Below are 20060 nucleotides of genomic sequence, written 5' to 3' on the forward strand. Positions count from 1 at the left end.
CCCTGCCCGTGTTGCACAGCCGGTTGTGGCCGCGCATAGTTGCGCTGCGGAAAGTGGCGGAACCGGGGGTGGGATGGGCGATGGCCGGGCGCGGGACGGACGGGCATCCACACGGTGCTGACCGACTGTGCGAGGCCGGGGATCGCGTGTATTCCCGGGCCGTACGGCGCGGACGGCTGCCGCGCCGGGACGCGGAGCCGGTGCCCTGCCTGCTGGAACTGGCCCTGCTGCACCCCGATCCCGACGACATGGACTGGCTCGTCCCCACCGCCCCGCAGGAGGTCATGACCCGGCTGCTGCGCGGGATGTACGACGAGGTGAGCGCGAGTCAGCGCCGGGTCGGGTCGGCCGTCGAGGCCTTCGAGCGGTACGCCGGCCTGGGCCGCCGGCTGCCCGCCTCGCCGTCGGCGGCGGAGGGCCCGGCGATCCGGGTGCTGGACGGGCTGGCCCGCATCCAGGCCGCGATGGACGAGGCGACCCAGGCGTGCGCCACCGAGGTGCTCACCGTCCAGCCCGGCGGCATCCGCCGCGAGGCGGAGCTGTCGGAGGGCCTGCACAGGGCGATGGCGCTGCGCGGCCGGGGCGTGCGCATGCGGGACCTGTACACGCACGTCGCCCGGCACGGGCACGGGCTGCTCAGCTATCTGGAGCTGATGGGCGACGCGGTGGAGGCGCGCACCCTGGACGAGGTGATCGAGCGACTGATCCTCTTCGACCGCACGGTCGCCTTCATCCCCGCCAACGCCGAGCGCACCATGGCGCTGGAGCTGCGCCACCCGGCGCTGGTGGAGTACCTGGGCACGGTCTTCGACCGGCTGTGGCGGCTCGCCATCCCGCTGACCGCCCCGCTGCCCGACACCGGCATCGAGGGCATCTCGCACCGCGAGCAGTCCATCGCGGCGCTGCTGGCGGAGGGCCACCAGGACGCGGTGATCGCGGAGCGGCTCGGCATCAGCGTGCGGACGTGCCGGGCGCACATCGCCCGCCTGTCGGAGACGCTGGGGGCGGCGAGCCGTACGCAGCTGGGGGTGCGGATCGCCCAGGCGGGCCTGGACGGGGCGCGGGGGCCGGCGGTCATTCGGCCCGGTCGAGGATCCCGGACCGTCCGATGAGGTAGCCCAGCTCCGCCCGGCTCCGACTGCCCAGCGTCGCGGCGAGTTTGGCGATGTGGACGCGTGCGGTGCGGATGTTCATGCCGAGGCGGTCCGCTATGACGGAGTCGGTGTGGCCCTCCACCAGGAAGCGGGCGACGGCCCGTTGGCGGGCGGTGAAGCCGTTGAGGGCCGCCGGTTCGACCGGCCGGGGGTGCATGGGGGTGGCCAGCCGCCAGAAGCTGTCGAACACACTGACCAGGTATTTGATGATGGGCGGGTGGCGGATCTCCAGCGCGACGCTCCGCTGTCCGTCCGGGTCGCCGGGAATGTAGGCGACGGTCTGGTCGATGACGATCAGACGGCCCGCGACCTCGTCCAGGGTGCGTGCCTCGGCGTCGCCGTTCAACCGCTCGTACCGGGCGACGACCAGGGGGATGTGGCGCTGCGTGTGCGGGTAGAGGACGCGGATCCGGCCGCCGCGGTCGAGGAACTCCTGGTCGCGGACGAGGGCGGCGGCCTGGGCCGCCCGCGCTGTCTCGGAGGTGTGGTAGTTGCTGGGGGGCTGCATGGCGAGGAGTTCCCCCGTGCCCTGCGCCAGTGCCTCGAGGATGGCGCCGTTGATCCGGTCCGAGCCGCTGATGACACGGAGCGACGAGGCGTGCGGCTCCACGGCCGGTTCGCCCGTCCGCAGGAGCGGCTGGAAGACCTCGGCCAGCCGTGCCTCGCGCCGCCGCTCCGCCGCGACGCGTTCGCCGGAGGACCGCAGCAGCCGGTGCAGGGCGACCGTCGGCGCGACGGGGACCAGCCGTCCCGGATCGTCGAGGGAGGGCTGGAGCAGCCCGGAGTCGAGCACGCAGGGGGTCTCCTCGGCCTCCTCGGCGGGCACGGAGCCCTCACGCAGTGCCCGGGCGTACAGCTCGGTACCCGCGTCGCACAGGTCCTCGGCTTCGTGGTGGTGCGCGGTCGCGGTCACGCGGGGTCCTTACCTCCTCGGCTTCACGGTTCCTGCTTGAGGATCCCCGACTGCGCGATCAGATAGCCGAGCTGGGCGCGGCTGCCGCTTCCGAGGGCGGAGGCGAGCTTGGCTATGTGGGCGCGGCAGGTGCGTACGTTCATGCCCAGACGCCGGGCGATGGCCTCGTCGACGTGGCCCTCGACGAGCAGTTTGGCGATGGAGTGCTGGATGTCGGTGAGGCCGTCGGGGGCCGGTTCGTACGGGGCGCCCGCGTTCAGGGAGACCGCGCGGGTCCACATGAACTCGAAGACCTTGATCAGGTAGCGGACGAGCCCCGGGTGGCGCAGCTCGAGGGCGACCTGCCGGTCGTCGCGGGTGGGGATGAAGGCGACGGTCTCGTCGCAGATGATGAGCCGCTCCACCAGTTCGTCGATGGTGCGGTACTCCACCTTGGCGGTGTCGAACCGGGCCACGTACGCCAGCGTCTCGGGACTGTGCCGGGCGGTGTGCTGGTAGAGGGTCCGGATGCGCACCCCCCGCTCGGTCATCTGCCGGTCGCGCTCCAGCGCCTGGGTGAGGGTGTGCTCCAGGCGGCGGCCGCCCGGCTGGACGGAGAGCATCTCGGAGCGGCACTGGGAGGTGGCCAGGTCGAGGGCGGCGTTGATCCGGTCGAACCCCTCCAGCACCGTCATCGAGTGGGTGCTCATCGTGGTCTGGGCGCTGAGGGTCATGAACGGCTCGAAGGCGTCGGCGAGCTCGATCGACGCCCGCCGGCGCTCGGTGATCTCCCGTTCCAGGGGGTTGAGCCGCTGGGCGAGCGCCACCGCCGGGGCGACCGGGCGCAGCCAGGTGGGGTCGTCCGGGTCGGGGTGCAGCAGGGCGAGTTCCATCAGGCAGGGGGAGGACTCCGCGTCCGCGCGGGGGACGCGGCCCGCCCGCAGCGCGTCGGCGTAGAGGCGGCTGCCGGCCTCACACAGTTCGGTCACCGTATGGGGATGTACCTCATTGGTCCGATTCGTAGTCAAATCTCCACCCCCCAGGGTCCTGAACATGCAGGAACATGATGCACCGATTGTGTGGCCATGACGTGCCCGAATGAGCCATCGTCGTACTTGACGGGGGAAGGGTGAATTTCGAGTGAGGACGAAGCCGACTATGCGCAAGAGAACGCTTCGCTCGGTACTTGTCGCCGCCTTCTCTGCCGTCATGGCCTTCGGAGTGCTGAGTGGCCTGGCCGGCACGAAGGGCGACGTCCGGGCTGACAGCAGCTGGGGGCCGGTGGTGGTGTCCAAGGCCACGCCCCCGGACAGCAGCTGGGGCTCCCCGGTGCCCCTGCTCGCAGACGACAGCAGTTGGGGCTGAGTGATGACCACACCACCCGACGACCGTTCCTTCCGCAGGGAGATGGCGACCGCCTACCGCTCCGGATGGCACTTCATCGACCTGGTCACCGCCATCCCCCACAGCGGTGACTCGTTGATGGTGACCGTGTTCGGTGAGCCGGTCGTCGTCACGCGGGACGAGGACGGAGACGTACGGGCGTACCGGTGCCTGCGGCGGCCCAGAGGGGCGCCGAAGCCCGTACGGTGTGCCATCCGGTACGGAATGATCTTTGTGAACCTGGACCAGCGGGACCACCGGCGGGTGGAGTCCGACTCCCCCGCCCCCCGGACCATCTCTGCCACCCCCCGCAGTGCCTGACGCGATTCCCCCGTCGTAAAAGATCGCGCAGGTGCTTCCCCCCGCAGCGGCGTCACCGTGACCTGAACACGGTGACGCCGCTGCAGTTTTCCGGGACATGTCGGGTATCGGCCCGGCCGTGCGATGGCCGGAAGGCATCGCTCGGCGTACGAACCGTACGGGCGGCCTCACCGGCGGCCCGGCGCGCGTGTGAGCGCGATCCCGACGGCCACCCGTGACGGCTTCGGCCACGGCGTCCGCCCGTGGTGTTCTGTGTGCCGCCGCTGCGTCTCGGCGGCCCGTTCCCGGTCCGCCCGTCCTTCCGGTGTCGCCTGCCGTCGGCCGTGGTGTTCCGTGTACCGCTGCTCCGCCTCCGTGCCCCGTTCCCGGTCCGCCCGCCCCTCCGGCGCCGCCCGCCGCCGGTCGTCGGTCCGGCGGACCGTGGCGGTCGCGTCCTCCGCCCCCGCCGCCCGTACGCGGCGCGCCTTCGCGCTCGGCCCGCTGGTGGTCACCTGAGCGATCCGCGTCCCGGGGGCGTACGTCACCCCGACGGGTACCAGGTGCGGGGCGTCGTCCGGGTGGAGGGCGGTCGGTGCGCACGGGTCTTCTCGCGTCGGAAACCGAGGTGCGAGGCGTCCGGATCGCCCGGATCCACCGCGTACGGGGTGGTCGTGGACCGGAACTCGGCCGCCGTGACCCTCCCGGACTCACCTTGAGTGGAATAGACTCAAGTTTGTGTACGTTGACCGAGTCAGCCGTGCAGGCGGCTGAAGGGTCACCGCAAGGAGGAGAACGGATACGTGGACGCCGAGCTGACCAACAGGAGCCGGGAAGCGCTGCAGGCCGCCGGCAACCGGGCCGTGACCGAGGGACACCCCGACCTCACCCCCGCCCACCTGCTGCTCTCCCTGCTCGCCGGGCAGGAGAACGAGAACATCACGGACCTGCTCGCCGCGGTCGACGCCGACCAGGCCGCCGTACGCTCCGGAGCCGAGCGCATCCTCGCCGGACTGCCGAGCGTCACCGGGTCCACCGTCGCACCGCCCCAGCCCAACCGTGAACTGCTCGCCGTCATCGCGGACGCCCAGTCCCGCGCCCGCGACCTCGGCGACGAGTACCTCTCCACCGAACACCTCGTCATCGGCATCGCCGCCAAGGGCGGAGCCGCCGGCGAGGTCCTCGCCCGGCAGGGCGCCACCGCCAAGAAGCTCCAGGACGCCTTCCAGAAGGCCCGCGGAGCCCGCCGGGTGACCACCGCCGACCCCGAGGGCCAGTACAAGGCCCTGGAGAAGTTCGGCACCGACCTCACCGCCTCCGCCCGCGAGGGCAGGCTCGACCCCGTCATCGGACGCGACCAGGAGATCCGGCGCGTCGTCCAGGTGCTGTCCCGCCGCACCAAGAACAACCCCGTCCTCATCGGCGAGCCCGGCGTCGGCAAGACCGCCGTCGTCGAGGGCCTCGCCCAGCGCATCGTCAAGGGCGACGTCCCCGAGTCGCTGAAGAACAAGCGGCTCGTCGCCCTCGACCTCGGCGCCATGGTCGCCGGCGCCAAGTACCGGGGCGAGTTCGAGGAACGCCTGAAGACCGTCCTGGCCGAGATCAAGGACTCCGACGGCCAGGTCATCACCTTCATCGACGAACTCCACACCGTCGTCGGCGCGGGCGCCGGAGGCGACTCCGCCATGGACGCCGGCAACATGCTCAAGCCGATGCTCGCCCGCGGCGAACTCCGCATGGTCGGCGCCACCACCCTCGACGAGTACCGCGAACGCATCGAGAAGGACCCGGCCCTCGAACGCCGCTTCCAGCAGGTGCTGGTCGCCGAGCCGACCGTCGAGGACTCCATCGCCATCCTCCGCGGCCTCAAGGGCCGCTACGAGGCCCACCACAAGGTCCAGATCGCCGACAGCGCCCTCGTCGCCGCCGCCACCCTCTCCGACCGCTACATCACCTCCCGCTTCCTCCCCGACAAGGCCATCGACCTCGTCGACGAGGCCGCCTCCCGCCTCCGCATGGAGATCGACTCCTCGCCCGTCGAGATCGACGAACTCCAGCGCGCCGTCGACCGGTTGAGGATGGAGGAGATGGCGATCGGCAAGGAGACCGACGCCGCCTCCCGGGAACGCCTGGACAAGCTGCGCCGCGACCTCGCCGACAAGGAGGAGGAACTGCGCGGCCTCAACGCCCGCTGGGAGAAGGAGAAGCAGTCCCTCAACCGGGTCGGCGAACTGAAGGAGAAGCTCGACGACCTGCGCGGCCAGGCCGAACGCGCCCAGCGCGACGGTGACTTCGACACCGCCTCCAAACTCCTCTACGGCGAGATCCCCGCCGTGGAACGCGACCTGGAGGCCGCCTCCGAGGCCGAGGAGGAGGCGGCCAGGGACACCATGGTCAAGGAGGAGGTCGGCGCCGACGACATCGCCGACGTCGTCGCCTCCTGGACCGGCATCCCGGCCGGCCGCCTCATGGAGGGCGAGACCCAGAAGCTGCTCCGCATGGAGGACGAGCTCGGCAAGCGCCTCATCGGCCAGACCGAGGCCGTGCGGGCGGTGAGCGACGCCGTACGGCGCTCCCGCGCCGGCATCGCCGACCCCGACCGCCCCACCGGCTCCTTCCTCTTCCTCGGCCCGACGGGCGTCGGCAAGACCGAGCTGGCGAAGGCCCTCGCCGACTTCCTCTTCGACGACGAGCGGGCCATGGTCCGCATCGACATGTCGGAGTACAGCGAGAAGCACAGCGTGGCCCGCCTCGTCGGCGCGCCCCCCGGCTACGTCGGCTACGAGGAGGGCGGCCAGCTCACCGAGGCGGTGCGGCGGCGGCCGTACAGCGTCGTCCTCCTCGACGAGGTGGAGAAGGCCCACCCCGAGGTCTTCGACATCCTGCTCCAGGTGCTCGACGACGGCCGCCTCACCGACGGCCAGGGCCGCACCGTCGACTTCCGCAACACCATCCTGGTGCTGACGTCCAACCTGGGCAGCCAGTACCTGGTGGATCCGCTCACCACCGAGGTGGAGAAGAAGGAGCAGGTCCTGGAGGTGGTCCGGGCCTCCTTCAAGCCCGAGTTCCTCAACCGCCTCGACGACCTGGTGGTCTTCTCGGCCCTCACCAAGCCCGAGCTGGAACGCATCGCGAAGCTCCAGCTGGAGTCCCTCTCCCGCCGCCTCGCCGACCGCCGCCTCGCCCTGGACATCACCCCCGAGGCCCTGGCCTGGCTCGCCGAGGAGGGCCTGGACCCCGCCTACGGCGCCCGCCCCCTGCGCCGCCTCGTCCAGACCGCCATCGGCGACCGCCTCGCCAAGGCGATCCTGGCCGGCGAGATCAAGGACGGCGACACGGTCCGCGTGGACCGCTTCGAGGACGGCCTGCTGGTGGGACCGGCCACCGGCAAGACACTCTGAGTTCTGAGTGACGGTTCCGTTTCCGGGCCCGATGTTCCCCCTGGGAACGTTGGGCCCGACCCGTACCGGGTACCCCGACAGTGACCGGATCGAGTCAGCCCAGGGCTGACAGGCCCGTCGGGGCTTGCCACCCCCCTCCCCGCATGGGGGAGGATGGCGGAATCCGTACGAAGGGAAATTCACGGTGACCATCGACCCGTCCTCGATTCCGAATTTCGGGGGCCAGCCCGAGCCGCAGCCCCAAGGACCGGCGGGCCCCGTCGTCCCGGATCAGGACCTCGTGAAGCAGCTCCTCGACCAGATGGAGCTCAAGTACGTCGTCGACGACGAGGGTGACCTCGCGGCGCCGTGGGAGCAGTTCCGCACCTACTTCATGTTCCGCGGTGAGGGCGACCAGCAGATCTTCTCCGTCCGGACGTTCTACGACCGGCCGCACCAGATCGACGAGAAGCCGCAGCTGCTCGAGTCCGTCGACGACTGGAACCGGCGCACGCTGTGGCCCAAGGTGTACACCCACACGCATGACGACGGCACGGTCCGTCTCATCGGTGAGGCCCAGATGCTGATCGGCATGGGCGTCAGCCTGGAGCACTTCGTCTCGTCGACGGTCAGCTGGGTGCGGGCCGCGATCGAGTTCGACAAGTGGCTCGTCGAGCAGCTCGGCCTCGAGCAGGAGGTCAACGAGGCGGACGACAAGCCCGAGGACGACGAGTAGTCCGTCCCTGAGCAGGGCGTTCCGGCGGGTACGGCGACGTACGCGGCGGGGCGCGGGGAGAGCCCGGCCCGGACACCGACCGTCACGGTCGGCCACCGGGGCCGGGCTCTTTCATGGCCGGCTCTGTCACCTGCGCGGTCGCGGCCTGGAATTCTCTGTCAGCTCTCGTAGTGGTAGCGGCACTGAGCGATCAGGACGCCGTCCTCGGCGACCTTGTAGACCAGACGGTGCTCGTCATTGATGCGGCGTGACCAGTAACCCCGGAACCCGTGCTTGAGCGGCTCCGGTTTGCCGATGCCCTCGTTGCCGTTCCGGACGATGTCCGCGATGAGAGTGTTGATCCTTTTCAGGGTCTTCCGGTCCTGAAGCTGCCACCACGTGTAGTCCTCCCAGGCGCGGGAGGAGAAGGTGATCTTCATGTGCGGCCTTTACTCGTCGGTCGTCAGCTCGCGTACGGTGCCGCCACCGTTTTCCAGCTCGTCGATGGACGCGAGCAGCCGCCGGGCGTTCGCCGGGCTTCGCAGCAGGTAGGCCGTCTCCTTCAAGGACTCGTAGTCCTCGAGGGAGACGATGACGACCGGCTCGTGTCCGGCCCGGGTGATGACGACCTCTTCGCGGTCGTCGGTGACGGAGTTGAGCACCTCGGCGTACCGTGCGCGCGACTCGGAATACGACATGGTCTTCACGATCGACCTCCTATACGTACAGAAAATTGTACGTCAGTTGTGTGATGAGGCAACCGTGAGACCGCGGGGACCGGGGCCGCTCACTCAAGGGCGAGCCCTTCCACGGGTACGTCTGCCCATACCGTCTTGCCCACGGGCCGGCGCGGCGCCCACCCCCAGCGCACGGCCAGGGCCTCCACCAGGAGCAGTCCCCGGCCGGACTCGCTCTCGGGGGATGACGAGGGCGCGGACGCGGGCGGCAGCTTCGTGGCGGCGGCGTCCGCCACCTCGACCCGCACCAGGCCCGCCGCCGCGTCGAGGGCGAGCCGCAGGCCGACGTCACGTCCGGGCACCCGGCCGTGCTGTACGGCGTTCGCCGCGAGTTCTCCGACGACGAGGGCGACCGCGCACGACACGTCCGACGCGGGCGGATGACCCCACGCCTCCATGCACCGGACGGCGAAACGCCGGGCGAGCTGTGCGCCGCGCGGTGAGGAGGTGAACTGTGCGGCAGCCGAGGTGGTCGTTCCTGTGAGCACGGCTTGGTCCGTCCTTCTCTGTCGAGCTCGGGTCATCTCGTGGCGTACACGAGTCATCACGTTCCGTACCCAAGGTTCGTCCGATCGCTTTACGCTCAACAGAGGGCGCAGCATTACCTTTCAGGCCATAAGGAACGGAAGTGACGCTTTGGCCAACGCAATTGACCCCAGTGTGTCGATGGCGGCGCTGTTCGGCGCACGGGTACGCAGGCTCCGTACGGCGGCCGGACTCACCCAGGCCGAACTCGGCGCCAGAACGCACGTGGTGAGCACCCGGATCACACAGATCGAGCGGGCGTACGGGGCGAAACCGACGCTGGAACTGGCGCGAGCGTTGGATGCCGCCCTCGGGGCGGACGATCTGCTCGTCGAGCTCTGACCGTACGTGTACCGGGAGGCGTTTCCGGACTGGTCACGGAAGTTCATGGAGTACTCGGAGTGGGCGGTGGACATCCGCGAGTACGCGGCTCATGTGGTCCCTGGCTTGTTGCAGACCGAGGCATACGCACGCGCTGTGCTGACAGTTGGTCGAACGCTCGGTAATAAAGAGCAGTTGGAAGAGCGGGTCAGCGCTCGCATGGAGCGGCAGAAGCGCCTTGGTGCGCCTGACCGACCCGAGTTGTGGGTGGTCCTCGACGAGGCGGTTATCAGGCGTCTGGTCGGCGGCCGGCCGGTGATGTGCGAGCAGTTGGAGTGGCTGCTCGGAGCTACGGAGGAGTGCCACATCGCCGTGCAAGTACTGCCGTTCGACCAAGGTGAGCACGAGGCCATGGGCGGATCGCTCACGATTCTCACCATGCCGGACGGATCAGAGGTCGCCTACAAGGAAGGCGCGCACTACGGCCAACTCATCGAGGATCCGGACGAGGTCGGGATTCTCGGGCTGACCTACGATCGGCTGCGGGCGGCAGCTCTGCCCCCGCTCATGTCGTTCGACATGATCCGATCCGTGATGGAGGGCTACAACCGTGGAGCGAAAGTCCCATCCCGATCTGAACGCCGCCGTGTGGCGCAAGAGCAGCTACAGCAATCAGGAAGGTGGCAACTGCGTGGAGGTGGCCGACGGGTTCCGAGCCGTCGTCCCCGTCCGTGACAGCAAGGCCCCGTACGGTCCGGCGCTGTGCTTCGGAGCCATCTCCTGGGCCGCCTTCATGGGCGAGTTGAAGGCCGATCGCCACCGCGTCTGAGAGGACGACCACTGTGGAGCAAAGGTCCCGTCCTGATCCGACCGGCGTCGTCTGGCGCAGGAGCAGTTACAGCAACCAGGCGGGCGGCGACTGCGTGGAGGTGGCCGACGGGTTCCGAGCCGTCGTCCCCGTCCGTGACAGCAAGGCCCCGCATGGTCCGGCGCTGTGCTTCGAAGCCGTCTCCTGGACGGCCTTCATAGGCGGACTGAAGGCCGGGCGCCACCGCGTCTGAGTCAACGGGGCACCGGTCGCAGGCCCTTGTACGGGTCCGCCGGTGCCTCGTCCGCGAGGTTCCGGTGGGCCACTGACCTCCCCAAAGAACCGGGGAAAGAACTACCCGCCCACCCACCCTCCCGGCCGGAAGGCGGGCGTCACTCGTGAGAGTGACCGGCTTGCAGGCGCGGAATGCGGGCGGTTACGTTCACCGCAACGAGCGTGAACAAATACAGCCCCCGCCCAGGATTGCCGTCCTGGAACGAGGGCCTGACCGACCAGGAAGCAGACCCTTCCCGATGGCTGACTCGCAGTCTAACGCGCGCCTGCGCGCCCGCGCCGGAGCTCCGACCTCCGGTGTGATCCACGTCCGCACCCGCCTCACCGCCGACTTCACCGTGATCTCCAACGCCCTTGCCCAGCGGCGCGGCAGCGCGGTCACCATCGGCGTCGCGGTATACATCCTCTCCCTCCCCGAGAGCACCCCCGTCAGCATCGCCGCCCTGTGCGCGCACTTCACCGAGGGCGAGATCCTCATCTCCCGGGCCCTGCGGGAGCTGGAAGCCGCCGGGTACCTGGAACGCCGCCGCGAGCGCCTGCCCACCGGGCAGATCCGCACCCGGACCTACTTCTACGACGTACCGGGCGGCGGCGACCCGGACCCGGCCCCGGAGGGGCCGCCTGAGCCACCTGCCCCGCGAGGCCCCCGGAAGCGGCCCGCCACCGCACCGGCCGCGGCCGTGCCGGAGATCCCGCGGCCCGTCGAAACGGAGCCGACGCCGTCCCTCGCCGACGCCGACCCCCAGGCGCTCGCCGTACTTGCCGCGCTGCAACGGGTCGACCCCCGCATCGTCCTGTCCGTGCGGGAGGCCGCACGGCTGGCGCCGGCCGTCTCCCGGTGGCTCGCGGCGGGACTGGGGAGGGTGCGGATCGTCAAGCTGCTGACCGAGGGCCTTCCCGATCACTTCTTGACCCGTCCGGCGGGCATCCTCGCCTACCGCCTGCGCGAGACACCGCTGCCCGTCCCACCGTCCTCGCCGGCCCACCGAGACGAACGCCCCACCGTCTTCCCCTTCCAGATCTGCGACGGCTGCGACAGGGCGTTCCGCGCACCGGAACCCGGACAGTGCCGGAGCTGCCGGTCGGGAGACCGTCTCCCTGCCGCCTGCTGAGCCGACGGGCGGGTGTGCGATCGGACCCGGACGGGAAACTCGATGTGCGACGATGCGAAATCGAGCAGCGGATTCGACAGACGGAGGAGGTGGGGCATGACCGACCGGTTCAAGGACGGACTCCTGACCCCCGCGGAAACGGCCTCCTACCTGGAGATCCCGCAGTCGACGCTCATCTCGTGGCTGAAGGGCAGGGCCGCCGGGGCGCCGCTGGTCCACCAAGTGGAGCCACTGCGCAAGGGACAGCCCTCGGTGCCGTTCATCGCGGTGGCCGAGGCGCACGTTCTCCGTTCCCTCCGCACCCTGGGGCTGCGGATGAGTGAGATCAGGGAAGCGGCCACCGCCGTACGGGACGCCTTCGACACCCCTTATGGTCTTGTCTCGAAGCGGATCGCGACGGACGGTGTGGACATCTTCGTCGAGCACGGGCTGGGGGATCTTCGCAGGGCCCGGGACGGTCAGGCGCCCATCCACGAGGTGGTCTCCGGCTACCTCCGCTACTTGAACTGGGAGCCCGACGACGACTTCCCCACCAGCCTGCGGCTCAGGCAGTACCCGGAGTCCGTCCCCGTCGTGATCGACCCGAGGTTCGGGCACGGGCGACCCGTCGTGGCCGCCAACCGCGTCGCGGTCAAGGCCATCACCGACCTCTGGGAGGCCGGGGAGAGCGTCGAGGACATCGCGTACGACTTCGACATGACCCCCGAGCAGGTGGACGCGCTGTGCAGGGCAGTGGTGCGCCTTGCCGCCTGAGTTCTTCCTCGACCGCGATCTCGGACGTCGTGTCGCGGAAGGGCTGAATCGGCCTCCCTTTTCCCATGCCGTGCGGACAGGCCCAGCCGCGGACCTCCGGTACCGGTACCGGAGGTGAGTGGGCCGCACAGCCTGTTCGGACCGGTGATGGGCCGCACCGCTGGGCCCGGTGACGCGGCACTGTCCGCCGTATCCTGAACGCACACGGTAAGGAGCCGTTCGTGAGCGTCGACGCGATCATGCGCACCGAGCTCCCCGAGGGATACACGGTCCTGTTCGGAGCCGACGGAAAGGTGATCATGGCTCCGCGGAGCTTCGAGCACTCCAGCACGATCAAGTCGATGCAGTACGACACGTTCGTGTCCCTCGGACGCCACGCGAAGACCGTCTCGGACGTCTACATCGACTTCCCCGCCGATGAGAACTCCGCCCCCGACCTGGCGATCCTGCGCGAGGACGCACGCAAGGAAGGCAAGCGCTACAGCTTCGAGGACGTCCTGCTGATCTCCGAGGTCGTCTCGACCTCGTCCGCGCGCAAGGACTACGACGACTGCACCGCGAAGTACGGCCGCTACGGCATCCCGATCTACCTGGTCGTGGATCCCTACGCCCAGGAGGTCGTCCTTCACACCCAGCCGACTGCCACCGGTTACATCGCCGCGCACACCCACAAGTACGGCACGGGCAAGCTCCCCATCCCCCTGGCCGACGGCCGCACCTTCACCCTCGACCTCGACGAACTCCCGCACCCGGAGCCAGAGGCGGGCGCCCGCTGACGGCGGACTCCGGCGACGCGGGATCAGGTCGAAAGGTGTCGCAGGCGGTCGGCTGCCTCGTGGAGGACGTCGGCCTTCTTGCAGAAGGCGAAGCGGACGAAGGGTGCGCCCTGCTCGCGGTGGTCGTAGAAGACCGCGTTGGGGACCGCGACCACCCCGCAGCGCTCCGGCAGCGCACGGCAGAAGGTGAGACCGTCGGTCTCGCCGAGGGGGCGGATGTCGGTGGTGATGAAGTACGTGCCGGCCGGGCGGAAGACCGTGAAGCCTGCCTGTTCCAGGCCGCCCGCGAGCAGGTCCCGTTTGGCCAGCATGTCCGCGCGGAAGTCCGCGAAGTACGGGTCGGGCAGGCACAGGGCCTCGGCCACGGCGTACTGGAAGGGCCCGGAGGCGACATACGTCAGGAACTGCTTGGCCGAGCGCACGGCGGCGACGAGGCCGGGGGCGCCGGTGACCCAGCCGACCTTCCAGCCGGTGAAGGAGAAGGTCTTGCCGGCGCTGGAGATGGTCACCGTGCGGTCGCGCATGCCGGGGAGGCCGGCCAGGGGGATGTGTTCGGCGTCGTCGAAGACCAGGTGTTCGTAGACCTCGTCCGTGACGACGAGCAGGTCGCGTTCGACCGCCAGTTCGGCGATCGCGGTCAGTTCCTCGCGGGTGAGGACGGTGCCGGTCGGGTTGTGCGGGGTGTTGATCAGGAGCAGGCGGGTGCGGTCGGTGACGGCGTCGCGCAGCTCGTCGAGGTCGAGGCGGAAGCGGCCCTCGTGGGGGCGGAGGGTGACGGGGACGCGCCGGCCGCCGGCCATGGCGATACAGGCCGCGTAGGAGTCGTAGTACGGCTCCAGGGCGATCACCTCGTCGCCGGGTTCCAGCAGCGCGAGCAGGGCGGCCGCGATGGCCTCCGTGGCGCCGGCGGTGACCAGGACCTCGGTGTCGGGGTCGTACGAGAGCCCGTAACGGTGCTTCTGGTGCGCGGCGACGGCGGTGCGCAGCTCGGGGACGCCGGGGCCCGGCGGGTACTGGTTGCCGCGGCCGTCCCGCAGGGCCCGTACGGCGGCCTCCCTGACCTCCTCGGGGCCGTCGGTGTCGGGGAAGCCCTGGCCCAGGTTGATGGATCCGGTCCGCAGGGCCAGGGCGGACATCTCGGCGAAGATCGTCGTCCCGAACTCGGCGAGCCGGCGGTTCAGGAGGGGGCGCGCGCTGGAGGTCATGGCGGTCATCCTGCGCCGAAGCTCTGGAGTTCCTCAACTCTGCTTTGGGCCGCGCGGGCGGAGGGCATCTCCCGGTCACACGCGTGAGCGAGGCGCCCACGGGGGCCGTTTCGGGGATCACGGGGGAACGAGAGGAGGGTGACGCCATGGTTGTCGGCATCATCCTGGTTGCGCTTTTCGTACTGCTGGTCGCGGTCGTGAGCGCCGCGCGCCGGCCCGCGCGGCGGGTGGGCGCCGACCGTCGCGGCAGCTGGTGGGTGGGCGGTGGAGGCAGCGGCGGGTCCCACTCGTCGTCGAGCTCCGGTGGGGGATGGTCCTGTGGGGGTGGCTCGTCCTGCGGAGGCGGGTCGTCCTGCGGGGGCGGCGGATGCGGCGGGGGAGGCGGCTGACACGGGGCAGCTCGCCTCCCCCCGCGGGGGACGACGCATCCGCGACAGCGGGGTCCGCGCCTGGGGCGGGCCCCGCTGTGCCGTTCCGGGACGCGGCGCACCGGCGTGCGTCATCACTTCGGGGCGTGCGCCGGGGGTGAACAGTTGAACTGGGGAGCCCCCCAGGGGAGGGAAAGCCCACGAAGTTAGGGAAAAACGCTGTGGTGGCACCACATTTCATGATTGCCTATAAATCACCGACTCAGCTCTCGGACTTCCCGCGGACCCGTCTTCCGGCCGGGTGACCGGGCTGACGGGCCCGACGGGCCGAGTTCTCCGGTGCGACCGGGGTGCGCGGACCCCTTCATCTCCCTCTCCTTGTGTGCTTGCGGAGCCGATCCATGCTCACGACCCTGAACACCGCCTACTCCGATACGCGCGCGACCGACCTCGCCTGGGCCCTGGGGCGCGAGCCGCTTCCCGCGCTGGCCGCGCTCGACCTCGAACTCGGCGGAAGAAAGGTTCAGTTGAGGCTGCTCGGGGCGTCCCACCAGGTGCTGCTCGAGGAGGAGCGGGGTCTCTGCTCGGAGACGGTGGCGTGCATTCCGGGCAGCAGTACGCCGCTTCCACTGGGCGTGGCCAAGCGGGTGGACGACTGGGAGTACGAGTTCGCCGCCCGGGTGGAGGTGCTCTCCCCGGGGTCCTTCGCGGGCCGTGCCCAGGAGCTGCTGGCCCTGGTGTCCGACCATCCGCAGGGTCTCGCCGGGGTCTTCCCCGGCAGTCCGCACGCGTTCACGGCGATGCTCGCCCAGTGCCACGAGGGCCAGGTGCACTGGCGGACCTGGCACGCCTACCCGCAGGACGGGCAGCTGGTGGCGACGCGGACGAGGGTGGGGGTGCGGGTGAGGGCGGCGGTGTGAGGCCGGCGGTGGTGCGGGGTCGGTGGTGTGGGGTCGGCTGGGCAGGTCGTTGCTCGTACCAATGTCAGGCAGACATAAACAAAGACCACACGTGTGGGTGACGTGGAGCGGTGAGAGAGTGACGTAACGTCACTGAGGTGATCGAACCGCAGGCCCCCGCACCGCCCGGCTCCACGCAGTCCCGGGACGGGCGGAGCGGCCCCGTCGGCGAGGCGGGGAGTGTGCTGCGGCTGCCGGTGCGCCAGAGCACCGGGCGGTTCCTGGTCCTCGCGGGCGTGTTCGTCTGCGCGGCCTGCGGACTGGTGTACGAGCTGGAACTGGTCGCGCTGGCCGCGTACTTGATGGGCGACTCGGTCACCCAGGCGTCGGTCGTGCTGTCCGTGATGGTCTTCGCGATGGGCATCGGGTCCCTCGCCGCGAAACGGCTGCGGCGGCACGCGGCGGCCGGGTTCGGCGCCGTCGAGGCGGCCCTCGCCCTCGTCGGCGGATGCAGCGCGATGGCGCTGTACGCCGTGTTCGCCTGGACGGGCGACTGGGGCGGGGTGTGGGCGAGCGGCCCGCGCGCGCTGCTGGTCGCCTTCTCCCTGGCCACCGGGCTGCTGATCGGGGCCGAGGTGCCGCTGCTGATGGAGCTGATCCAGCGGATCCGCCGGCAGGACGCGGGGGGCGCGGTGGCCGACCTGTCCGCCGCGGACTACGTCGGCGCGCTCGTCGGCGGGCTCGCCTTCCCCTTCCTCCTCCTGCCGCTGCTCGGCCAGTTGACCGGCGCGCTGATCACCGGCGCGGTCAACGCGGTCGTCGGCGGTGCGCTGGTGCTCGGGCTGTTCCGGCAGGACCTCACGCGGCGCGCCCGCCGGCTGCTGACGGCCGTCAACGCGTGCGTGCTCGTGGTCCTCGCCTCGGGCGCCGTCCTCGTCGACGACTTCGAGCGGGCCGCCCGGCACGCCATGTACGGCTCCGACGTACGCGTGGCCCTGCGGACCGACGTCCAGGAGGTGCTGCTCACCGGCGGGCGGGACGGGCGGCCCCTGAACCTGTTCCTCGACGGACGGCTGCGGGTCAGCGGCCGGGACGAACTCCGGTACCACGAGGCACTGGTGCACCCCGCGATGCGCGGGCCGCACACCCGCGTCCTGGTCCTCGGCGGCGGTGACGGGCTCGCCGTCCGCGAGGTGCTGCGCCACACCGGCGTGCGCCGGGTCGACGTCGTCGAGATCGACGCGGGCGTGGTGGAGCTGGCGCGCCGCGATCCGGCACTGTCCGCGCTGAACGCGCACGCCCTCGACGACCCGCGCGTACGGGTGACCACCGCGGACGCCTTCGACTGGCTGCGCGGGGTGCCCCCGGCGGCGTACGACGTCGTCGTCTCGGACCTGCCGCACCCCGGGATCACCGCGAGCACCAAGCTGTACGCGCAGGAGTTCTACGGGCTGGCCCGGCGGGTGCTGGCGCCCGGCGGGCGGCTCGTGGTGCACGGGGGCGCGGTGGAGTCCCGCCCCCGCGACTTCTGGACGGTGGACGCGACGCTCCGCGCGGCGGGACTGCGTACCGCCGCGTACCGGGTGAGCGGCCGACGGGCCGGTTTCGCCGCCGGGCCCGACCGGGGGGCCACGGCCACCGCCCACGCCCACCGCGACTGGGGGTTCGTGCTGGCCGCCCGGAACGCCCCGGTACCGCGCCTCGACCCCGCCGGGCCGCGTCCGCGCACGCTCACCGACACCTCCCTCGCGTCCGGCGTCCGGGCGGCGGAACGCACCCGGGTCACCGGTCTGCCGCCGTCCACACTGGTGCACCCCCGGTACACCGACTGAGCCCCTTACCGCGTTCCGCGTCGACGCACCGCGACTTCCCGCCGACCGAGGTGCGGTCCGGCGTCGCGTGGGTAGGCTCCGCACTCATGGAGCACGAGGCGTTCGTTCCGGTCGAGACGGAGCGGCTCAGGGAGGTGCTGGACGACCCCGCGCGGGTCGCCCGGGCGGTGCCCGGGCTCCAGCACGACGCGGGTGCGGATCCCGTCGCCGGGCGGCTGAAGGTCCGCGTCGGCGGCCACTCCGTCACCTACCGGGGTGCCGTACGGGTCTCCGCGCGGGACGACGGTTCCTACGCCGTCGAGGGCGAGGCGGCGGAGGCGCGCGGCAGCGGCTCGGTGCGGCTCGCGCTGCGGCTCGCGCTGCGGTCCGTGGAGGGCGGTACCGCCCTCACGGTCGGGGGGACGGCGACGGCCGACGGCCGGATCACGGACTTCCCGGCGGACGCGGTGGCCTCGGCGGTGTCCCGCCTGCTGGACCGCTTCGCGGAGAACCTGGGGGCCGACGCGGCGGAGCGGGGATCCGGCGAACCGGAGTCGCCCGAGTTGTTGTCGACGGGGGACTTCGAACCGCGGGCCACGACCGACTTCGAGACCACGCCGGATGCGGATGACGCTCCGCTGCCGGCTGCTTCGGAGGGGGAGGATGTTCCGTCGGATGCTCCGGAGGTGGAGGACGTGTCGCCGTCCGTCTTCGACGTGGAGATTCCGTCGTCCTCCCTCGACGAGGGTGACTCCGTGGCCGAGGCGGCGCATGCCCGGCGGACGATGATCGGCCGCAGTGCGGAGGAGGTGGACCACGCACCGCCGCGCGGGCGCTACGCGCCCGTTCCCGCGCCGCAGACCGTCGCCTCCGCGACACCTCTGCGCTGGGCCGCGCCTGCGGCGGCGTTGGCGGTGGCGTCGGTGGTCGTCGCGGTCAGGGCGCTGCGTAGGCGTCACTGAGCTGCCGTTGTGTCGGTGCCGTTGTGTCGGTGCCGGGCGGGGGGTGTTTGCGCGCCCCGGTGCTTACGGGGTGCCGTCGCGCCCACCCGTGCCGCCCTGCGGCACGACTGCCCGCGGAGGGCGGGGTGCCGTTGCGCTGGGGGCTGGGCGGGGGGTGTTTGCGCGGCCCGGTGCTTGCGGGGTGCCGTCGCGCCCACCCGTGCCGCCCTGCGGCACGACTGCCCGCGGAGGGCGGGGAGTGCTTGCGGAGGGCGGCGTGTTGTCGGTCGTCCCAGTAGGGTCGTCGCGTGAGTGACGGAGAGATCACGCTGACCGCGGGTGACGCGGAGGTGACCGTGCTGCCGGGGAACGGCGGGCGGGTCGGAGGGCTGCGGGTCGGGGGCGTCGAGCTGCTGCGGCAGGGGGAGCGGTTCGGGTGCTTCCCGATGGTGCCCTGGTGCGGACGGATCCGGGACGGACGGTTCCGGGACGGCGCGACCGTGCACCGGATGCCGCTCAACGCCCCGCCGAACGCCATCCACGGCACCGCCCGGGACGCCGCCTGGCGCACCGCCCGCACGAGCACCGACGAGGCCGTGCTCACGTACGACCTCGTCGAGCCCTGGCCGTACCCCGGGCGGGTCACCCAGCAGATCGCGCTGACCGGGGACTCCCTGACGCTGACGATGAGCGTGGAGACGTACGAGTCGTCCTTCCCGGCGCAGATCGGCTGGCACCCGTGGTTCAACCGCAACCTCGGCGGCGAGGACGTCACGATCGGCTTCGCGCCCGCCTGGCAGGAGGAGCGGGGCGACGACCACCTGCCGACGGGCCGCCGGATCGACCCGAAGCCCGGACCGTGGGACGACTGCTTCGGGATGCCCGGCGGCGTCGACGTCACCCTCACCTGGCCTGGGCGGCTGGAGCTGAAGGTGACCAGCCGGGAGGAGTGGGTCGTCGTCTACGACGAGCAGCGCGAGGCCGTCTGCGTGGAACCGCAGACCGGGCCGCCGAACGGGCTGAACACCCACCCCCGCCTGGTCACCCCGCTGGAGCCGCTGGAGGCCTCGACCACCTGGACCTGGACCCGCCTCTAAGCTGGCTGCCATGAGCGAAGTACGCGGCGCGCTGCTGCAGCAGATCAAGGACAAGGCCGTGGTGCACGGCAAGGTGACCCTCTCCTCCGGTCTGGAGGCCGACTACTACGTCGACCTGCGCCGCATCACCCTCGACGGCGAGGCCGCCCCCCTGGTCGGGCAGGTGCTGCTGGACCTGACCGAGGGGCTGGAGTTCGACGCGGTGGGCGGGCTGACCATGGGCGCCGACCCGGTGGCGGCCGCCATGCTGCACGCCGCCGCCGCGCGCGGCCGGAAGCTGGACGCCTTCGTCGTCCGCAAGGCCGCCAAGGCGCACGGGCTGCAGCGGCGCGTCGAGGGCCCGGACATCAAGGGCCGCCGCGTCCTCGTCGTCGAGGACACCTCCACCACCGGCGGCTCCCCGCTCACCGCCGTCGAGGCCGTGCGCGAGGCCGGGGCCGAGGTCGTGGCCGTCGCGACGATCGTCGACCGGGCGACCGGCGCCGCCGAGAAGATCCAGGAGGGCGCCGGGGTGCCGTACCTGTTCGCCTACGCCAAGGACGAGCTCGGCCTCGACTGAGGCCACCGGGCCCGACATCTCGCTGCATAACGA

The 20060-nt window shown here is 71.1% G+C and carries 22 protein-coding genes and 1 pseudogene; 17 read left to right on the forward strand and 6 right to left on the reverse strand.

The features are described from left to right. Positions 1-80: 80 nt before the first annotated feature. On the forward strand, positions 81-1112 hold the full coding sequence (locus ACH5AO_RS19165) for a LuxR C-terminal-related transcriptional regulator (RefSeq protein ID WP_398926069.1): 1032 nt from the start codon (positions 81-83) through the stop codon (positions 1110-1112). Here ACH5AO_RS19165 and ACH5AO_RS19170 read toward each other — a convergent pair. Together ACH5AO_RS19170 and ACH5AO_RS19175 are read right to left on the reverse strand one after the other, a co-directional pair. Then, complete coding sequence (locus tag ACH5AO_RS19170) at positions 1075-2067, reverse strand: LuxR C-terminal-related transcriptional regulator (RefSeq protein ID WP_398926071.1); 993 nt, start codon at positions 2065-2067, stop codon at positions 1075-1077. The genes ACH5AO_RS19165 and ACH5AO_RS19170 overlap by 38 nt on opposite strands. A gap of 23 nt (positions 2068-2090) precedes the next feature. Further along, positions 2091-3101, reverse strand: a complete 1011-nt coding sequence (locus tag ACH5AO_RS19175) for a helix-turn-helix transcriptional regulator (RefSeq protein WP_398926073.1) — start codon at positions 3099-3101, stop codon at positions 2091-2093. A 154-nt stretch (positions 3102-3255) separates the two neighbouring features. On the opposite strand from ACH5AO_RS19175, the gene ACH5AO_RS19180 reads away from it, so the two are divergent. The 5 genes from ACH5AO_RS19180 to ACH5AO_RS19200 all read left to right on the forward strand — a co-directional run bounded on the left by ACH5AO_RS19180 (position 3256) and on the right by ACH5AO_RS19200 (position 7842). Beyond that, the gene (locus ACH5AO_RS19180; protein WP_398926075.1) at positions 3256-3411 is read left to right on the forward strand and encodes a hypothetical protein; all 156 of its coding nucleotides are present in this window, start codon (positions 3256-3258) and stop codon (positions 3409-3411) included. Between the two features lie 3 nt (positions 3412-3414). Beyond that, positions 3415-3750: a hypothetical protein gene (locus ACH5AO_RS19185; protein WP_361741419.1), complete on the forward strand. Its 336-nt coding sequence runs from the start codon at positions 3415-3417 to the stop codon at positions 3748-3750. A 354-nt stretch (positions 3751-4104) separates the two neighbouring features. Next, positions 4105-4245, forward strand: a complete 141-nt coding sequence (locus ACH5AO_RS19190; protein ID WP_398926078.1) for a hypothetical protein — start codon at positions 4105-4107, stop codon at positions 4243-4245. Between the two features lie 284 nt (positions 4246-4529). Beyond that, complete coding sequence (gene clpB / locus ACH5AO_RS19195; protein ID WP_398926080.1) at positions 4530-7127, forward strand: ATP-dependent chaperone ClpB; 2598 nt, start codon at positions 4530-4532, stop codon at positions 7125-7127. 184 nt (positions 7128-7311) lie between these two features. Continuing rightward, positions 7312-7842, forward strand: a complete 531-nt coding sequence (locus ACH5AO_RS19200) for a YbjN domain-containing protein (RefSeq protein WP_398926082.1) — start codon at positions 7312-7314, stop codon at positions 7840-7842. Between the two features lie 158 nt (positions 7843-8000). On the opposite strand, the gene ACH5AO_RS19205 is transcribed toward ACH5AO_RS19200, so the two are convergent. The 3 genes from ACH5AO_RS19205 to ACH5AO_RS19215 all read right to left on the reverse strand — a co-directional run bounded on the left by ACH5AO_RS19205 (position 8001) and on the right by ACH5AO_RS19215 (position 9046). Then, positions 8001-8261 carry a Txe/YoeB family addiction module toxin gene (locus ACH5AO_RS19205; protein WP_398926084.1) on the reverse strand — a complete coding sequence of 87 codons (261 nt, stop codon included), beginning with the start codon at positions 8259-8261 and terminating at the stop codon, positions 8001-8003. A gap of 9 nt (positions 8262-8270) precedes the next feature. Further along, entirely contained in the window at positions 8271-8528 is a 258-nt protein-coding gene (locus ACH5AO_RS19210; protein WP_030862985.1) for a type II toxin-antitoxin system Phd/YefM family antitoxin, read from the reverse strand. 80 nt (positions 8529-8608) lie between these two features. Then, positions 8609-9046: an ATP-binding protein gene (locus ACH5AO_RS19215; RefSeq protein ID WP_398926086.1), complete on the reverse strand. Its 438-nt coding sequence runs from the start codon at positions 9044-9046 to the stop codon at positions 8609-8611. A gap of 178 nt (positions 9047-9224) precedes the next feature. Between ACH5AO_RS19215 and ACH5AO_RS19220 the strand changes: the two are divergent. The 6 genes and pseudogenes from ACH5AO_RS19220 (at position 9225) to ACH5AO_RS19245 (ending at position 13147) form a co-directional block, all read left to right on the forward strand. Then, positions 9225-10139: pseudogene (locus ACH5AO_RS19220) on the forward strand (helix-turn-helix domain-containing protein). Then, positions 10102-10233 (forward strand): DUF397 domain-containing protein, encoded by a 132-nt coding sequence (locus tag ACH5AO_RS19225; protein ID WP_398926337.1) that lies wholly within the window; start codon positions 10102-10104, stop codon positions 10231-10233. Before ACH5AO_RS19220 ends, ACH5AO_RS19225 begins: the two are co-directional and overlap by 38 nt. A 13-nt stretch (positions 10234-10246) precedes the next feature. Then, the gene (locus ACH5AO_RS19230) at positions 10247-10465 is read left to right on the forward strand and encodes a DUF397 domain-containing protein (protein ID WP_398926088.1); all 219 of its coding nucleotides are present in this window, start codon (positions 10247-10249) and stop codon (positions 10463-10465) included. Positions 10466-10745: 280 nt separating this feature from the next. After that, entirely contained in the window at positions 10746-11618 is an 873-nt protein-coding gene (locus ACH5AO_RS19235; RefSeq protein ID WP_398926090.1) for a hypothetical protein, read from the forward strand. Between the two features lie 96 nt (positions 11619-11714). Further along, positions 11715-12371 (forward strand): DUF433 domain-containing protein, encoded by a 657-nt coding sequence (locus ACH5AO_RS19240; protein ID WP_398926092.1) that lies wholly within the window; start codon positions 11715-11717, stop codon positions 12369-12371. Between the two features lie 221 nt (positions 12372-12592). Next, positions 12593-13147: a Uma2 family endonuclease gene (locus ACH5AO_RS19245; RefSeq protein ID WP_398926094.1), complete on the forward strand. Its 555-nt coding sequence runs from the start codon at positions 12593-12595 to the stop codon at positions 13145-13147. Between the two features lie 23 nt (positions 13148-13170). On the opposite strand, the gene ACH5AO_RS19250 is transcribed toward ACH5AO_RS19245, so the two are convergent. After that, complete coding sequence (locus tag ACH5AO_RS19250; RefSeq protein ID WP_398926096.1) at positions 13171-14361, reverse strand: pyridoxal phosphate-dependent aminotransferase; 1191 nt, start codon at positions 14359-14361, stop codon at positions 13171-13173. Between the two features lie 760 nt (positions 14362-15121). Here ACH5AO_RS19250 and ACH5AO_RS19255 point away from each other — a divergent pair. The 5 genes from ACH5AO_RS19255 to pyrE all read left to right on the forward strand — a co-directional run bounded on the left by ACH5AO_RS19255 (position 15122) and on the right by pyrE (position 20027). Then, positions 15122-15640, forward strand: coding sequence for a DUF2617 family protein (locus ACH5AO_RS19255; RefSeq protein ID WP_398926098.1), 519 nt, complete (start codon positions 15122-15124; stop codon positions 15638-15640). 137 nt (positions 15641-15777) lie between these two features. Next, positions 15778-17451 carry a polyamine aminopropyltransferase gene (locus tag ACH5AO_RS19260; protein ID WP_398926100.1) on the forward strand — a complete coding sequence of 558 codons (1674 nt, stop codon included), beginning with the start codon at positions 15778-15780 and terminating at the stop codon, positions 17449-17451. A gap of 86 nt (positions 17452-17537) precedes the next feature. Then, entirely contained in the window at positions 17538-18392 is an 855-nt protein-coding gene (locus ACH5AO_RS19265; RefSeq protein WP_398926102.1) for an SRPBCC domain-containing protein, read from the forward strand. 287 nt (positions 18393-18679) lie between these two features. Beyond that, positions 18680-19468, forward strand: coding sequence for an aldose 1-epimerase (locus ACH5AO_RS19270; RefSeq protein WP_398926104.1), 789 nt, complete (start codon positions 18680-18682; stop codon positions 19466-19468). 10 nt (positions 19469-19478) lie between these two features. Continuing rightward, positions 19479-20027, forward strand: coding sequence for an orotate phosphoribosyltransferase (pyrE, locus tag ACH5AO_RS19275; protein WP_398926106.1), 549 nt, complete (start codon positions 19479-19481; stop codon positions 20025-20027). Positions 20028-20060: the final 33 nt, after the last annotated feature.

Origin of the sequence: Streptomyces sp. NPDC018964 (assembly GCF_044390325.1) — a bacterium.
Taxonomy (GTDB): Bacteria; Actinomycetota; Actinomycetes; order Streptomycetales; family Streptomycetaceae; genus Streptomyces.

What these genes read in the sequence shown, in the direction of transcription:
- ACH5AO_RS19165 (WP_398926069.1), top strand. Translation starts at nt 81, where the DNA reads ATGGCCGGGCGCGGGACGGACGGGCATCCACACGGTGCTGACCGACTG.
- ACH5AO_RS19175 (WP_398926073.1), bottom strand. Translation starts at nt 3,101, where the DNA reads ATGTTCAGGACCCTGGGGGGTGGAGATTTGACTACGAATCGGACCAAT.
- ACH5AO_RS19180 (WP_398926075.1), top strand. Translation starts at nt 3,256, where the DNA reads ATGGCCTTCGGAGTGCTGAGTGGCCTGGCCGGCACGAAGGGCGACGTC.
- ACH5AO_RS19185 (WP_361741419.1), top strand. Translation starts at nt 3,415, where the DNA reads ATGACCACACCACCCGACGACCGTTCCTTCCGCAGGGAGATGGCGACC.
- ACH5AO_RS19205 (WP_398926084.1), bottom strand. Translation starts at nt 8,261, where the DNA reads ATGAAGATCACCTTCTCCTCCCGCGCCTGGGAGGACTACACGTGGTGG.
- ACH5AO_RS19235 (WP_398926090.1), top strand. Translation starts at nt 10,746, where the DNA reads ATGGCTGACTCGCAGTCTAACGCGCGCCTGCGCGCCCGCGCCGGAGCT.
- ACH5AO_RS19240 (WP_398926092.1), top strand. Translation starts at nt 11,715, where the DNA reads ATGACCGACCGGTTCAAGGACGGACTCCTGACCCCCGCGGAAACGGCC.
- ACH5AO_RS19250 (WP_398926096.1), bottom strand. Translation starts at nt 14,361, where the DNA reads ATGACCGCCATGACCTCCAGCGCGCGCCCCCTCCTGAACCGCCGGCTC.
- ACH5AO_RS19255 (WP_398926098.1), top strand. Translation starts at nt 15,122, where the DNA reads ATGCTCACGACCCTGAACACCGCCTACTCCGATACGCGCGCGACCGAC.
- ACH5AO_RS19265 (WP_398926102.1), top strand. Translation starts at nt 17,538, where the DNA reads ATGGAGCACGAGGCGTTCGTTCCGGTCGAGACGGAGCGGCTCAGGGAG.
- pyrE (WP_398926106.1), top strand. Translation starts at nt 19,479, where the DNA reads ATGAGCGAAGTACGCGGCGCGCTGCTGCAGCAGATCAAGGACAAGGCC.